This is a genomic window from Bradyrhizobium sp. USDA 3650, assembly GCF_054057395.1.
Map to the genome: position 1 here is coordinate 1,895,730 of NZ_JBSRZG010000001.1, position 14,873 is coordinate 1,910,602.

Annotated in this window: 13 protein-coding genes and 1 pseudogene; 3 read left to right on the forward strand and 11 right to left on the reverse strand. The window is 63.8% G+C overall.

Annotation, left to right across the window (positions count from 1 at the left end; all coding sequences use genetic code 11):
- Positions 1-21: 21 nt before the first annotated feature.
- From ACVIN2_RS09025 to ACVIN2_RS09055, 7 genes are all read right to left on the reverse strand, one after another.
- Positions 22-1,173 carry a Gfo/Idh/MocA family protein gene (locus ACVIN2_RS09025; protein WP_456765342.1) on the reverse strand — a complete coding sequence of 384 codons (1,152 nt, stop codon included), beginning with the start codon at positions 1,171-1,173 and terminating at the stop codon, positions 22-24.
- Positions 1,170-2,567: a hypothetical protein gene (locus tag ACVIN2_RS09030; protein ID WP_456765343.1), complete on the reverse strand. Its 1,398-nt coding sequence runs from the start codon at positions 2,565-2,567 to the stop codon at positions 1,170-1,172. The genes ACVIN2_RS09025 and ACVIN2_RS09030 overlap by 4 nt, the downstream gene beginning before the upstream one ends.
- 5 nt (positions 2,568-2,572) lie before the next feature.
- Positions 2,573-3,403: an ABC transporter ATP-binding protein gene (locus tag ACVIN2_RS09035; protein ID WP_247360165.1), complete on the reverse strand. Its 831-nt coding sequence runs from the start codon at positions 3,401-3,403 to the stop codon at positions 2,573-2,575.
- 14 nt (positions 3,404-3,417) lie between these two features.
- A complete protein-coding gene (locus ACVIN2_RS09040; protein ID WP_456765344.1) occupies positions 3,418-4,410 on the reverse strand; it encodes an ABC transporter substrate-binding protein in 993 nt (330 codons plus the stop codon).
- Positions 4,411-4,472: 62 nt separating this feature from the next.
- Positions 4,473-5,282: an ABC transporter permease gene (locus tag ACVIN2_RS09045; protein ID WP_456765345.1), complete on the reverse strand. Its 810-nt coding sequence runs from the start codon at positions 5,280-5,282 to the stop codon at positions 4,473-4,475.
- Positions 5,283-5,617: 335 nt separating this feature from the next.
- Positions 5,618-6,277: a TetR family transcriptional regulator gene (locus ACVIN2_RS09050; RefSeq protein ID WP_456769676.1), complete on the reverse strand. Its 660-nt coding sequence runs from the start codon at positions 6,275-6,277 to the stop codon at positions 5,618-5,620.
- A 204-nt stretch (positions 6,278-6,481) separates the two neighbouring features.
- Positions 6,482-7,330, reverse strand: coding sequence for a VOC family protein (locus ACVIN2_RS09055; protein ID WP_456765346.1), 849 nt, complete (start codon positions 7,328-7,330; stop codon positions 6,482-6,484).
- 210 nt (positions 7,331-7,540) lie between these two features.
- On the opposite strand from ACVIN2_RS09055, the pseudogene ACVIN2_RS09060 reads away from it, so the two are divergent.
- Both ACVIN2_RS09060 and ACVIN2_RS09065 read left to right on the forward strand, forming a co-directional pair.
- Positions 7,541-8,435, forward strand: a pseudogene (locus ACVIN2_RS09060) (sugar kinase).
- Between the two features lie 32 nt (positions 8,436-8,467).
- Positions 8,468-9,385 (forward strand): ribokinase, encoded by a 918-nt coding sequence (locus ACVIN2_RS09065; protein ID WP_456765347.1) that lies wholly within the window; start codon positions 8,468-8,470, stop codon positions 9,383-9,385.
- A gap of 148 nt (positions 9,386-9,533) precedes the next feature.
- Here ACVIN2_RS09065 and ACVIN2_RS09070 read toward each other — a convergent pair whose 3' ends face one another.
- Complete coding sequence (locus tag ACVIN2_RS09070) at positions 9,534-10,754, reverse strand: NAD(P)/FAD-dependent oxidoreductase (RefSeq protein ID WP_456765348.1); 1,221 nt, start codon at positions 10,752-10,754, stop codon at positions 9,534-9,536.
- Between the two features lie 223 nt (positions 10,755-10,977).
- Between ACVIN2_RS09070 and ACVIN2_RS09075 the strand changes: the two genes are divergently transcribed.
- Positions 10,978-11,772 (forward strand): enoyl-CoA hydratase/isomerase family protein, encoded by a 795-nt coding sequence (locus ACVIN2_RS09075; RefSeq protein WP_456765349.1) that lies wholly within the window; start codon positions 10,978-10,980, stop codon positions 11,770-11,772.
- A gap of 3 nt (positions 11,773-11,775) precedes the next feature.
- Here ACVIN2_RS09075 and ACVIN2_RS09080 read toward each other — a convergent pair whose 3' ends face one another.
- From ACVIN2_RS09080 to ACVIN2_RS09090, 3 genes are all read right to left on the reverse strand, one after another.
- A complete protein-coding gene (locus tag ACVIN2_RS09080) occupies positions 11,776-13,116 on the reverse strand; it encodes a TRAP transporter large permease (protein WP_456765350.1) in 1,341 nt (446 codons plus the stop codon).
- Positions 13,113-13,694, reverse strand: a complete 582-nt coding sequence (locus tag ACVIN2_RS09085) for a TRAP transporter small permease (protein ID WP_456765351.1) — start codon at positions 13,692-13,694, stop codon at positions 13,113-13,115. Before ACVIN2_RS09085 ends, ACVIN2_RS09080 begins: the two co-directional genes overlap by 4 nt.
- A 172-nt stretch (positions 13,695-13,866) precedes the next feature.
- Positions 13,867-14,862, reverse strand: a complete 996-nt coding sequence (locus ACVIN2_RS09090; protein WP_456765352.1) for a TRAP transporter substrate-binding protein — start codon at positions 14,860-14,862, stop codon at positions 13,867-13,869.
- Between the last annotated feature and the right edge of the window lie 11 nt (positions 14,863-14,873).

Below are 14,873 nucleotides of genomic sequence, written 5' to 3' on the forward strand. Positions count from 1 at the left end.
TCGACACTTGTCCAATAAAGCTCAGACCTTGATCGGAGCGACGTCGATCCAGCGCCGCTCCTTCCAGCTCTTCAGCGCGCATTCGGCGAGCTGCACGCCCTTGACGCCTTCGAGCAGCGTGAACTTGTAGGGCGCATCCTCGTAGACATGGCGGATGAACATCTCCCACTGCTCCTTGAAGCCGTTGTCGTAGCTGACGTTGTCAGGCAGTTTCTGCCAGTCGCCGTAGAAATCGTGCAGCCGCTTCTCGTCGGGATTCCACACCGGCCGGGGCGTCGCCTGCCGCGCCTGGATCATGCAGTCGGAAAGGCCGGCGACGGCCGAGCCGAGTGTGCCGTCAACCTGGAAGGTGACGAGATCGTCGCGATAGACGCGCGTCACCCAGGACATATTGATGTGGGCGATGGCGCCGCCCTTGAGCTGGAACGTGGCATAGGCGGAGTCGTCCGCGGTCGCCTTGTACTTCTTGCCCTGCTCGTCGAAACGCTCCGGGATGTCGGTGTTGCCGATGCAGCTCACGCTCTCGACCTCGCCGAAGAGATTGTCGAGCACGTAGCGCCAGTGGCAAACCATGTCGAGGATGATGCCGCCGCCGTCCTCGTCGCGGTAATTCCATGACGGCCGCTGCGCCTCCTGCCAGCCGCCTTCGAACACCCAATAGCCGAACTCGCCGCGCACCGAGAGGATGCGGCCGAAGAAGCCGGAGTCGCGCAGGAAGGCGATCTTCTTCAGGCCGGGCAGGAACAGCTTGTCCTGCACCGTGCCGTGCTTGACGCCCTTGAAATTGGCGAGCTTGACGACCTCGAGCGCCTCCTCGAAATTCGTCGCGATCGGCTTCTCGCAATAGACGTGCTTGCCGGCATTGATGGCCTGGGTCAGCAGCCCGGGGCGCGCCTGCGTGGTCGCGGCGTCGAAGAACATGGTGTCGTTCTTGTCGGCGAGGGCCGCATCGAGATCCGTGGTCCAGCGCGTGACGTTGTAGCGCTTGGCAAGGGCCTCGACCTTCTCGGCGCTGCGGCCGACCAGGATCGGGTCCGGCATCACGCGGTCGCCGTTCTTCAAGCGGACGCCGCCCTGCTCGCGGATCGCAACGATCGAGCGGATCAGATGCTGGTTGAGTCCCATGCGGCCGGTGACGCCGTTCATGATGAGGCCGAGGCGTTGGGTGGTCATACCGATTGCTCCCAGAGTGATTGTGGTTGTTCGAGCGGGCGCAGCGCCGACCAGTCCGGATGGACCGACGTCGCAAATCCCGTTGCATGAAGCGATCCCGTCAGGAGATCGCCGTTGTGAATGGAGAGGCGGATGCCCTGCCCTGCATCCGCATAGAGATCGGGATGCGCGGCGGCGAAGGCCTGGGCCTCCGCGGCGGGCGTGTCACCGAAGCCGTCCACGTAATGATGGCCGTTGCGTTCGGCATGGGTGATGCCGATGAAGGCACCGAGCGCAAGGTCCTGCTGCACGGCAAGGCCCGCCTGGCAGGTGAGGTCCTCGCCGGTCACGAAGAATCTTTCGCCGGCCGCGCTCCATTTCGCTGCGCGCGTCGCGTTGACGATGGACTTGTAAAGCCCTTTGCAGGATTTCGAGGAGATGCCGTGATAGCCGAGCGCCCGGGCCGCGGGAAACGCGTCGTAGGAATCGTCGGCTTCGTCGATGATAAAGCCGCGCGCTGCGAGCGAGCCGAGGGGCGAGTGCCTCGTGACATCGCGCGGCATCGGCTGCTCGATATAGAGCAGCCTGGATGAAATCGATCGCAGCGCAGTGTCATGGTCGAGCCGGCCGATGAGTTCATGCAAGGCTGCGAGATCGGCATATTGCTCGTTGGCATCGAGCGTCACTTTGTAGTCATGGTCCAGCGCATCAAGCTCCTTGCCAATGCGCGCCAGCCGCGCTGCATCGCCGACGGGGTCCCCCGACAGCTTCAGCTTGAAGTATCTTGCACCGGAGTTCTCGTGGGGATCTGCAACTCCGCCCTCGCCTTCAACGGTGTCGTCGAGACCGACGGTATGCCTGATGGCAACGCGTGCCAGCGGCTTCCGGCCCGATAGGAACGTCGTGAGATCGGTTTCCTTCAGGTCGGGCGAAAGCCGCGCATCGATGCCGGCGATGTTGCCGGCCATGCCGTCGAAGAAATTGGTCTCGGCGGCGCGGAGCAGCGCATCGAGGATCGCCTTGTCGATTTCCGCGGGTCCATAGACTGCGGCCAGCGGCGGAATGTTTTTCTTCGCACAAGTTGCGACTTGGGCACCGATGCACGAGGCATGCAGATCGAATGCCGTCAAAAATCCGGTTCGCGCGAGATAAAGCCCCCGCGCGATCTCCAGCGAACGGCGCAAGCCATCCACCGTCTGCGCCGGCGACAGCTCCGGCCGCTTGTCGAACCATTTCGGCACCAACAGTTCGGCACTGGCGCCGACCGCCGATCCCCTACCCTCGACCTCGATCTCGACCCGCACGAACAGCTGCGGCGTCGCGTTGATGGTAACAGCGCCGAAGCGGAACGGCCGGGCGAAATGCACGGGTCGCTCGAAGAAGGTGATGTCTCGCAGCTTCAGGCGCGGTGCCATGGTCGTCAGTCCAGTGAACCTTGCGAGAAAAAGTGCTTGCGGATGCGCTGCACGAGTTCGGTGAACACAGGATCGGCCATCACGTCGAGCGAACGGGGCCGCGGCAGCGGCACGTCGTAGATCGCGGCGACCGCGCCGGGCCGCTCGGTCATGACCAGCACGCGATCGGCGAGGAACACGGCCTCGGGGATCGAATGCGTGATCAGCAGAACCGTCTTCCTGGTCTCGCGCTGGATCCGCATCAGCTCGACATTCATGCGCTCGCGCGTCAGCGCATCGAGCGCGCCGAACGGCTCGTCCATCAGCATGATCCGGGGATCATGCACCAGGGCGCGACAAATCGAGGCGCGCTGCTGCATACCGCCGGAAAGCTGCCACGGCAGCTTCTTCTCGAAACCTTCGAGCCCAACCAGCTTCAACAGTGCCTTGGCGCGGTCCAGATATGTCTGCCGCGGCAACCGTTTCATGTCGATCGGCAGCATCACGTTGGACAGGATGTTGCGCCATGGCAGCAGCAACGCGTTCTGGAACACGATGCCGACATTGCCGTGCGGCGCCGTCACCTTCTCGCCCTCGACCAGGATCTCGCCCGTGGTCGGCGGCAGCAGTCCCGAGATCAACTTGAGTAGCGTGGACTTGCCGCAGCCGGATGGGCCGACCACGACGAAGAACTCGCCGTCATTGATGTGGAAGTCGAGCGGGCGCAGCGACGGCACATCGCCGTCGCGCGTCCGGTAGGTCTTCGACACGCCTGACAGCTTGATGCCCGACGCATCGCCGGCAGCCCGGTCGCTCACCAGTCTCAGATGTGCGGCCGGCTGCAGGGTTTCACTCATGTTCGTCGCAGGTTTCACGAGCCGCTCTTCGGCAGATAGTCGTTGGTGTAGAACGCCTTCGGGTTCTCCTTGGCCTTGGCATCGAGCCCGCCATATTCGACCATCAGATTGACCGAGTCCGTCATGTTCTGATCAGTGACCTGGAACGGCCGCTTGCTCTTGGTCTCGGGCGTCCGGTAGAGCGGAATGGTCAGCTCAAATCCTTGCGTCAGCGTGTCGATCTTGCCACCCTTGGGGTTGGCATCGAGGATCGATTGCGCCGCGGCCTTCGGCTCCTTCTCGGCAGCCTCGACCGCCTTGGTCGTGGCCGACATGAAGCGGCGGACGAGATCGGCATTGGCCTTCACATAATCAGTGTTGGCGATGATGCCGGAGGAGACCATGTTGATGCCGTAGTCGGCGAACTTGATCGGATAGACGTCCTTGCCGGTGGCGTCCTTGATCTTCATCGACTGGTCCATGACGTAGCCGAGCAAGAGGTCAGCCTGGCCGTTGATGACCGCGTTGAGCTTGGTCTGGCCATCGCCCGCCACCGTCTGGAAGTCGCTTTCCTTGAGGCCGGTCTTCTTCAAGAACAGCGGCCAGATCTGGGTCATGGAATCGGCCGGCGTGATCGCCACCGTCTTGCCCTTGATGTCCTCGGGCTTCCTAATGTTCTTGTCGGCAAAACCCATGGCGGACATCGGGCTGGTCTGGAGCAGCACGCCGGTCGCAACCACTGGCGCACCCTTGATCGCGGCACGCATCATGGTGGGCACGTCGACATAGCCGAAATCGGCGGTCTTGGCGGCCACCGCCTGCGTGGTCGCGGCCGAGCCGCGGCCTTCCTGGATCTCGAGGTCGATGCCTTCGGCGGCATAGATGCCCTTGGCCTTGCCGTAATAGAACGGCGCGTGCTCGCCATAGACGTACCAGTTGAGCATCAGCACGACCTTGTCGGCCGCTTGCGCCGGCATGGCCGCGAACACCATCAGCGCCGCCGAGACAGCTCCTATCCACCGCTTCATCGTCACTCTCCCTTGTCGTTGTTGCGTCGGCCGTTGGCGGCCGTTCGTTGCTTTGGTTGCTGTTAAGAGGCGAAAATCACGTCCTCGCGCTGGCTGACATGCCAGGGAATGACCAGCTTCTCGATCCGGTCCACAATCCAGAACAGGATGACGCCGAGCAGCGCGAGGATCACGAGGGCCGCGAACATCGTCGGCAGGTCGAAGGTGCCGATCGAGCGCTGCATCACATAGCCGATGCCGGAATTGGAGCCGACGAATTCGCCGACGACGGCACCGACCACGGCGAGCGTCACCGATACTTTGAGGCCGGAGAAGATCGCCGGCAGCGCATGCGGCAGGTTCACCGCGCAAAACACCTGGAAGCGGCTGCCCTGCATGGCGCGGGCGAGATCGACCATGTCTGGATCGACCGATTTGAAGCCCTGCACCGCGGAGACCACCACCGGAAAGAAGCCAAGCAGGAACGCCGAGATTACTTTCGGAATGATGCCGAAGCCGAACCACACCACGAACAGCGGCGCGATCGCGATCTTCGGCACGGATTGCGAGAACACCAGCAACGGATAGACGTAGCTCTCCACGGTCTTGGAGCCCGCGATCAGCATCGCGATGGGGATACCAAACAGCGCCGAGAGCGCGAAGCCGCAGACGGTGGCATAAGTCGTCGGCCAGGACTGGCGCAACAGTTCCGGCCAATCGGTGCGCAGCACCGCAATGACATCGCCCGGCGACGGGATCTGGTAGGCGGGAATCCTGAACAGCCGGATCGCGAGATCCCAGGCGACGACGATGAACACCAGGAACAAACACGGCCGGATCCAGGCCGCGTTCAGCATCTTGGACACCGCACTCTGCGGCTTCAGCTCAGCCACGTCTCACTCCCGGTCGTCTTGTTCGTTGGGTGAGAAATTAACCCGTTGGGTAAATACTGTCCAGCGGTTTTCCTGCGACGTTTTGGGCGGGGGTTCCGGAAGGTTTGGGATCATCCTGGGATTGAAGACCGGGCCAAATCCCCGGTGTCGTCCTGGCGAAGGCCAGGACCCATAACCACAGGGTGAAGTTTGGCGAAGGCTGGCGTTCGGGATTGGCACCACGCGCGATCGATGGATCACGCGGTATGGGTCCTGGCCTTCGCCAGGACGACGTTGGGGGAGCAGTCCGACTCCACAATTTCCATTATCGCAAGCAGCGATACGACGAAGTCGCGCTAAGCCGTCTGCGCCACCGCGGCGTGCGACTTCGGCGCCTTCGTCATGGCTAACAGCGCGGCCGACTGTCCCGTCAGCGCCGCCAGCACGAGACCGACCATGTGATCCAGCCGCTCGTCCTTGGCGTCCTTGGCCAGCAAATCGCGACCGAAGATCACGCTGAGCGTCGCCGAGTTCGATAGATAGAAGAAGCACAGTCCCGCGATCGAGATGTAGAGCTGGACAGGATCGACCGCGACCTTGAAGTCGCCGCCGGATACACCGCGCCGCACCACGGTGCCGATCATCTCGACGAAGGGCGAGTGCATCGACTTGACCTTGGTCGATTTCTTGAGATGCTTTGCGCGCGCGAGATTCTCGGTCTGGAGCAGCGACAGGAATTCGGGATTGCGCAGGAAGTAATTCCAGGTGAACTCGATCAGGCGGCGGATGGCCTCGGGCGGATCGAGATGTTCGAGATCGAGCCCGCGCTCCTCGCTGCGGATCTTGTCATAGGCGCCTTCGAGCACCGCGAGATAGAGCTCGTCCTTGTTGCCGACATGATAATACAGCATCCGCTTGTTGGCGCCGGCGTTGGCCGCGATGCGGTCGACGCGCGCACCGGCAAGCCCGTGCGCTGAGAATTCCTGCTTGGCGGCTTCGAGAATGCGCAACCGCATGCCCTCGGGATCGCGCTGCCATTTCAGAGTTCGCTTTGCCGCTGCTTTCGCCAAACCGGTTGCTCGCTGGGTGGTCTTAGGACGGGTGTAACACGCGCTCGCCGTCATTGCGAGGAGCCCTTGCGACGAAGCAATCCAGACTGCCACCGTGGAGGGATTCTGGATTGCTTCGCTGCGCTCGCAATGACGAGAAAAAGGCTTAGCCTACTCCACCGGCTTCGGCGAGCGCTCCAGCAGGACCGTCTGGATGCCGCAGGTGCCGGTCCGCACCGTCATCACCCGCGTGCCCGGCTTGCGGCCGTTGCGCACGTCGCTGACGTCGAGGCCGGCGGCGATCAGGCGGGCGCGCGTGGCATCGATGTCGGTCACCCGCCAGCTCAGGCCCCAAAGGCGGTCATGCAGGGAATCGCCGCCTGCGACGGGGCGGCGCACCAGCTCGACGACGAGATCGCCGCAGCGGAAGAACATCAGCTGGCCCCAATCCTGGTGCGAGCGGTCGAGCGCCAGATCGAGCCCGAGCCGCGCGCCATAGAGCGCGGCGGCACGATCGGAATCCTCCGTGGTGATCACGACGTGGTCGAGTGCATCGATCGGCGCGATATCGGTCGTCTTCGAAAGCGGGCGCTCATCAGCCAGTTCGAGGAAGAACATGCGCACGCCGCGCGTGAGCTCCGTGGCGGCGCGCGTCCGCTTCCAGTGCAGGACCGCGCCGCTCTCCGCGTCGCTGCTTTCGACCTCGGCAACCGGATCCGGCATGAGTGCCACCCGCTCCAGCCGCCGGTGCGTTTTGCTCATGTCCGCGACACGAAAGCACAGGCTGGCGAGCACGCCTTCCTGGTCGCCAAGCAGCGCGCGCATGCGGTCGGCGGTCACGCTGAAGCCGTTCGGCGCCATCAATTCGATCGTCATGTTGGCAAGAGTGAACAGCACACGGTCGGCGCCCTCGCCCGAATTCTGCCAGGCCGGCGCGCGTCCGAGCAGCGTCTGATAGGCCGCTCTGGCCGCACCGATATCCCTGACCAGTGCGACGACGTGATCGAGGCCGGTGATCATGCTTCCCCCTGTTGACCGGCCCGGAACCATGGACCGAGAGACGGCGTTTGTCCGGGCTTGGCATTGCCCGGTGATGGTCGTATTCCGGCCGCATGCCGACCTCAAGCACTCCGAGCGCCGGTTTTGCGAATAATTTCAGCGGTCCCGCGGCGGAACCGGTGTTACAGTAAGCACGCCGGCCGGGACCACAAAGCGCATCACGGACAAGCAATGCAGGCTCTCTTCATCGGACAGACCTATATCGACGTCGTCTTCATCACCGACCACATGCCGACCGGCGACGAGAAGCACGTGGCCTCCGACTACGCGGTTTCCTTCGGCGGCAATGCGGTGACCGCGGCGTTCTGCTGCGCCAAGCTCGGCATCGTGCCCGATCTCATCGCCACCGCGGCCAATGACTGGCTCGGCCGCATGTTCATGGACATGTGCGCGAAATACGCGATCTCGCTGCATGGGCGGAAGGTCAACCAGTCCTCGCTGTCCTTCATCATGCCAAAGGACGGTAAGCGCGCCATCGTCCGCTGCCCGCGACGACGACCACATCCATCCGTTCCCGATGCTCAATCTCGGCGGCTGCCGCGCGCTGCATGTCGACGGCCACCAGCCGGATGCCGCGATCCACTACGCAAAGGTCTGCCGCGAGGCCGGCATCCTGACCTCGCTCGACGGTGGCGGCCTTCGCACCAACACGCATGAGCTATTGGAATTCATCGACGTCGCGATCGTCGCCGAGCGCCTGTGCGAGCAGATGGACCTGACGCCCGAAAAGATGCTCGACTACCTCAAGAGCCGCGGCTGCAAGATCGGCGGCATCACCATGGGCGAGAAGGGCCTACTCTGGTACGACGAGACCGGAACGGTGCAGGTGATGCCGGCGATGCCGATCCCACGCGAGCGCGTGATCGACACCAACGGCGCCGGCGACGTCTTCCACGGCGCTTATGTCTATTCCTATCTTGCCCATCCCGGCAAAAGCTGGCGCGAGCATTTTGATTTTGCCCGGGCAGCCTCGACCTTCAAGATCCAGCGTCTTGGCAACGAAGCCGGCCTGCCGACGCTGGTCGACATCGCCAAGGTCAGGCACGAGTTCGAGGTCAGGGTCTAGCGTTCGCCGAGGTCTCTCATCTGAGGTTTCTTATGGGGCGCGTCTTCGTCGCCGGCAGCATCAACATGGATGTGGTGGCGACAGCCGATCGCCATCCGAAGATCGGCGAGACCGTCGCCGGCAAGCAGGTGCTGTATTTTCCGGGTGGCAAGGGCGCCAACCAGGCGGTGGCGGCTTCGCGGCTTGGCACGCGGACCACGTTGATCGGCCGGCTGGGCAAGGATTCGTTCGGCGGTGAGTTGAGGACGTTCCTCGGTGCGCAAGGCATCGATCTCGGCGCGATCCGCGAGACAGCCGAGGCGCACACCGGCACGGCCATCATCACGGTGGCGGAGGCCGACAACACGATCGTCGTCATTCCCGGCAGCAATGCGCTTGTCGGCGTCGACGACGTCGCGACCGTCCTACTGGCAAAAGGCGATGTCGCGGTCAGCCAATTCGAGATCCCGCTGCCGACGATCGCCGCGTTCTTCCGGCGGGCTCGCGAGGCCGGCGCTACGACGCTGCTCAATCCGGCGCCGGCGCAAACCATGTCGGGCGAATTGCTCGCGCTGGTCGACATTCTCGTGCTGAACGAGACCGAGCTCGGCCTCCTCGCCGGCGTCGAGTTGTCCGACAGGGACGAGGCTGCGCGGATTCTCGACGTCGCGCGAAAACTTCAGGCGCGCGAGGACCAGACCATCTGTGTGACCCTCGGCAAGCGCGGCGTGCTGGCGCTCGCGGGACGCGAGGAGATTTCGGTACCAGGCCGCGTGGTGAAGGCGCTCGACACCACGGGCGCAGGCGATTGTTTTGTGGGAGCGCTCGCGGCGCAGCTCGCCGACGGCGTCGATTTGCGCGCGGCACTCGCCTTCGCCAATGCCGCCGCCTCGATCTCCGTGCAGCGCATGGGCGCGGGGCCGTCGATGCCGACGGCCGCGGAAGTCGCCGCCGTCCTAGACGCAGGCTGATGCCTTTCTTACCTCGCCCCGCTTGCGGGGAGAGGTCGGATTGCGAAGCAATCCGGGTGAGGGGGTACAGGTTTCACGCTCATCTCATCTGCGGAGAGAGCCCCTCACCCCAACCCTCTCCCCGTAAGAACGGGGAGAGGGAGAGAGCTCACGCCAACGCGCCCTTCAGGTCAAAGCTTTCATCGGCGGCCTGCTCCGGCGTGATCGAGCGATCCAGGCCGAACAGGCGGCGGCCGAACATGTGGTCGCCAGCACGGTTGATCGATTCGATGCCGAGCAGACTGTCGCCCTTGTAGCAGAACGCCGAGAACGCCTTGTTCGCAGGGCTGCCGCGCAGCACGACGCGGTCGTAGCCGGTGGTGAGGCCCGCGATCTGGAGCTTGTCCTCGCCCTGGTCGCTCCAGAACCAGGGATGACTGTCATAGGCCTTGCGGTCGCCAGTCAGCCGCGCCGCGAGGCAGCGCGCGTGATCAGTGGCATTCTGTACCGATTCCAGCCGCTGCGATCCGCCGAAGCGCGGGCTTTTGAACAGCGCGCAATCGCCGATCGCCGAGATATCGGGATCAGCGGTCGAGAGATATTCGTCGACGATGATACCGGCCGCGACCGGCAGCCCCGCCTCCGCCGCGAGCTCGATATTCGGCAGCACGCCGACACCGACCACGACGAGATCCGCCGGCAGGTGCCTTCCGTCGCTCAAGGAGACGCCGGTGACCTTGCCGCCCTCAGCCTCGATCGCGGTTGCCTGCACACCGAGGTGAATGCGGATCCCGGCATCGCGATGCCGCGCCTGAAAATACTCGGAGACCTCCGCCGTCACCGCGCGCGCCATCACGCGCGGGGCGAGTTCGAGCACGTCGACCTCGAGGCCCTTGATGCGCGCAGTGGACGCGAATTCGAGGCCGATGAAGCCGGCCCCGATCACCACCACCCGCGTCTTCGACGGGATGATGTTTCGCAGCGCCTCGCTCTCGTCGAGGATGCGCAAATATTTCACGTCGGGAAGGTTGGCATTGGGCAGATCGAGCAGCCGGTTGCGCGCGCCGGTCGCCAGCACGAGGTGGCCGTAGGCCAGCGTCCTGCCCGAGGCGAGCAGCACCTTGCGCCCCGCGCGGTCGATCGACACCGTGCGGCCCGCCACGAGCTCGATGGTCTGGTCCTGGTAGAATTTCTCCGGCCGGAACATCAGGCTCTCCGGGCCGGCCGCGCCCTTGATATAGGCCTTGGACAAAGGCGGCCGCTGATAGGGCAGATGCGCCTCGTCATTGACCAGGTAGATGGGCGCGGAAAAGCCTGCCTGACGCAGCGATGCCGCGACCTGGTAGCCGCCATGGCCGGCACCGATAATGACCACCGGACCATCCGTCATTGGACAGCCCATTTCCGCAAGACACGAGCGTCACCCATGTCGTCTCCTCTCTCTGATTTTGGCTTGCTAGCCTAGGAGGAGCCGGCGCTCGTGTCCGTCCCTAAACGAAGGCCTGCCCATTTGAGCCTATCGTTCCGGCTTGCGCAAGAGCAGCAGGCGGGGATTGTCACCCCTCGCCTTCTGCGATTTAGTTCGTGCATCGACCTCATGCCGGGGATTTCCGATGACCGCTCCCGTCTCACGACCCGACGATCCCGCCTTGCTGCGAATCGATGGCCCGATCGCGACCATCACGCTCAACCGGCCCGCCGCGTTCAATTCGATCAATCTGGCGATTGCGCAAAAGCTCGAACAGCTTGCGGCTTACATCGAAGGCGCCGACGATATCAGGGTCGTGGTCCTCGAAGGCGAAGGCCGCGCCTTCTCGGCCGGCGGCGATCTGCAGACGATCGGGGCAGCCGCCGAAGCAGGCACGGTGACGCCGGTCGTCGGCGAGCTATTGAAGCACTATCATGCCTTCATCGAGATCATCCGGCGCATGCCGAAGATCTCGCTGTCCAGCGTGCACGGCTCGGCGGCCGGCGCCGGCATGGGCCTCGCCTTCGTCACTGATCTCTGCATCGCGGCGGAGGATGCCAAATTCACGCCGGCCTACGCCAAGATCGGCGTCTCGCCGGATGGCGGATCCACAGTCGGCATCGTCAACACGGTCGGCCCGCGCCGCGCGCTCCAGATTTTCCTCGCCGAGGACAATTTCACCGCGCAGCAGGCCCATGAATGGGGCCTGGTTGCGAAGCTCGTTCCCGCCGCCGAGCTGAAGGCCGCAACGCGAACCCTCGCCGTGCGGCTGGCGCAGAACCCGATCGCCGCGATTGCCGGCACCAAATCGCTGGTCTACCAGGCCGCCACCACGCCGGTGAAGCAGCAGCTCGACGCCGAGGAGCACAAGATCATCATGGCGATGAACACGGAGGAGTTCCGCGCCGCCGTGAAGAAATTCACGGGCAAGAGCAAGTAGCTCTCACTGCGGACAGATGTACCCCGTCCCCGCCGGCGACTTGAAGCAGCCGACCGACTCGGGGAGCACCTGCCGCGGCAGCCACAGCACCACGCTCGGGAAGTAGATCGCGAACGCGATCGTCCCGAGGAACACCAGATAGATCGGCAACGCGGCGCGTAGTGCCTTTGCGAAACTGACGCCGACGAATTTCGAGGCCATCAGCAGCACCAGGCCGTAAGGCGGCGTGATCAGGCCGAAGGCGAGCGTGGCGATCAGCACCACGCCCATATGCACGGCGTTGATGTCGCCGGCTTCCGTCAGCGTGTTGACCAGCGGCATGAAGATGATGATCGTCGGCACCGGCTCGATGAAATCGCCGACGATCGTGAACAGCAGCACCATCAACAGCATGATCAGATGCGGATCGTTGCCGGCGAGCGACGTGATGACTTCCGCGATGTAGCTTGCACCGCGCAAGTAGGCGAGCATCCAGCCGAACGCATTGGCGGCGCCGATCGTGATCAGCGGCAGCGAGAAGATCAGGCCCGCAAGGCAGAAATCGTACGGAATCTTCCTGATATGCCCGCGGTTGAGCGCGGGGATCACGACCACGACGATCCAGACCACGGCGACGACGCCGGCTTCCGTCGGCGTGAACCAGCCGGTCAGGATGCCCCCCAACAGGATCACGGGGATCATCAGCGGTAGCGCCGCATCGCCGGCCGCGAACACCACCTGCCGCAGCGGCGCGCGCGGCTTGCGCAGCCCGGACGGACCGAAGAAATAGCAGTAGATCATCAAGCCGAAGCCGATCATCAGGCCCGGCACGACGCCTGCCATGAACAGGCCGGCGATCGAGACGTTGCCGACCGCGCCATAGACCACCGCGGTGATGCTCGGCGGTACCAGCGCCGCAATCGTCGATGCGGATGCGATGATCGCGGCGATGAAGGCGGGCTCGTAGCCCTCGCGCTTCATCGGGCCGCCCAGCGCGCGGCTCATCACGGCGACGTCGGCAGTGGTCGAGCCCGACATTTCCGAGAAGAACATGCTGAAGACGACCACGACCTGCGACAGGCCGCCTCTGATATGCCCCACCAGCGACACCGAGAGGTTGGCTATTCGAACCACCACATTGGCCGAGCTCATGAGTTCGCCGACCAGCAGGAAGAACGGGATTGCCAGCAGCGCCTCGGAATCGACGCCGTCAAACACCTTCTGGATGATCGCGGCGAGCGAGACGTCCGACAGCAGCGCGCCGATGAAGACGCCGGCCATCAGCGAGAACGGCACGGGCACGCCGAGATAGCCGAAGGACAGGAAGCAGACCGTCATCAACGCCAGGACGATGGGTGCGCTCACGGCTGCGCCCTCATCTGCGCGTCGGTGATGACAGGCGCCCCGTCATCCTCTTCGGGCGGCTCGGGGTGGTCAAAGCCGTTGCGCACGCCGTTGACGAGCTGCTCGATGGTGAACAGGCCGATCAACACGCCCGACAGCGGAATGATCGCGTAGAGCGAGGCGATCGGCGTGCCCGACGGCAGGCGAAAACTGCCGAAGCCGCGAAGATAGTTCTGATAGCCGTACACGATCAGGCAGAAGGCGACGCCGAGCACCACGATGCGGATGATGATTTCGACGATCAGACGCGGCGTGCCGTGCATCGCCTCGGAGATCGCGGTGAGATAGAGGTGGTCGTTGCGCCGGGTCGCAGCCGCGGTGCCGACGAAGATCGCGTAGATGAACAGCGTCGACGTGACTTCCTGGAGCCATAGCCAGGGATGGCCGATGGTGCGGGTGACGATGTCGGCGGTCACCGACAGCGAGAAGCCGAAGCAGAGCACGCCGCAGAGGATCATCAGCGCGAGCTCGAGCCAGTCGAGCCCGCGCCATTTGAGGTGACGTTGGCGTTGCACCAGCAGTTTGTCGGCGATTGTCATTAATGTCGTCCCTGCCTAGTGCGCTACTGCGCACGGGGGCCGGGACCCATAGCCCCAGCTGCGTGTGGCCAAAGCAAGCTGGTGGCTACCCTGCCCCAAGCTCCGCCGCGGCGTATGGGTCCCGGCCTTCGCCGGGACGACTCGTGGAGGCACGGACATTTCCGCGGGCGGCCTAGTTGATCGAGCGGATCAAATCCTTGATCTTCTCGGCGTGCGGGCCGAGCTCCTTGGCGAGCTTGTCGAGATAGGGATCGGCGACCGCCGTGAAGCTCTTCTTGTCGACGTTATCGACGATCTTCACGCCCATCTTCTTCAGCTTCTCTGCGGCGGTGCGTTCGAGGTCGAAGGCCTTCTGCGGCTCCTTGGAGCTGACCTCGTTCCCTGCTGCCTGCACCCAGCCCTTCTGCTCGGCCGACAGGCTCTGCCAGAGCTTGTCGGAGATGAACACCAGCGCGTTGTTGGCCTCATGCTCAGTGATGTTCAGGACCGGGGCGACCTCGTAGTGCTTGTTGACGAGGTAGACGTTGATGCTGTTCTCGGCGACGTCGACGACGCCGGTCTGCAGGCTCGTGTAGACGCTGCCGAACGGCATGTGCACGGTCTGGGCGCCGTAGGCCGGAAACATGGTGTCCTCGGTCGCGGTCGCCTGCACCCGGATTTTCAGGCCCTTGATGTCGCCGACATTGTGGATCTCCTTCTTGGAGTACATGTGGCGCACGCCCTGCGAGCCGGTCGCGATCACATGCAGGCCCTGCGTGGTCTCGTCGATCATGGTCTTGAGCGCCGCGAACACTTTTGGATCGGCCAGGCCCTTGACCACGTGGTTCTCGTCGCGGAAGAGAAAGTGCAACGACATCACGCCCGCTTGCGGCGAGATCGTCGCGGTGTTCGCCGAGGAGATGATCGCAAATTCGACGTCGCCCGCTTTCACGAGCTGAAGCACCTGCGGCTCCTGCCCGAGCTGCGCGCCCGGATATTGATCGATGATCATGGTGCCTTTGCTCAATTCCTTGAGCTTTTCGGCAAAGAGGTCGCCCGCGATGGAATAGCCGGTGTTGCGCGGCTGATCGTAGGCAAAGCGATAATGCTTCACCTCCTGTGCCGATGCGCCCGTAACGAACAGAACAGCGGCCGTTGCCGCCAGCCCAAGCATGGTTCGTGCAATCATCGTTTCCCCCT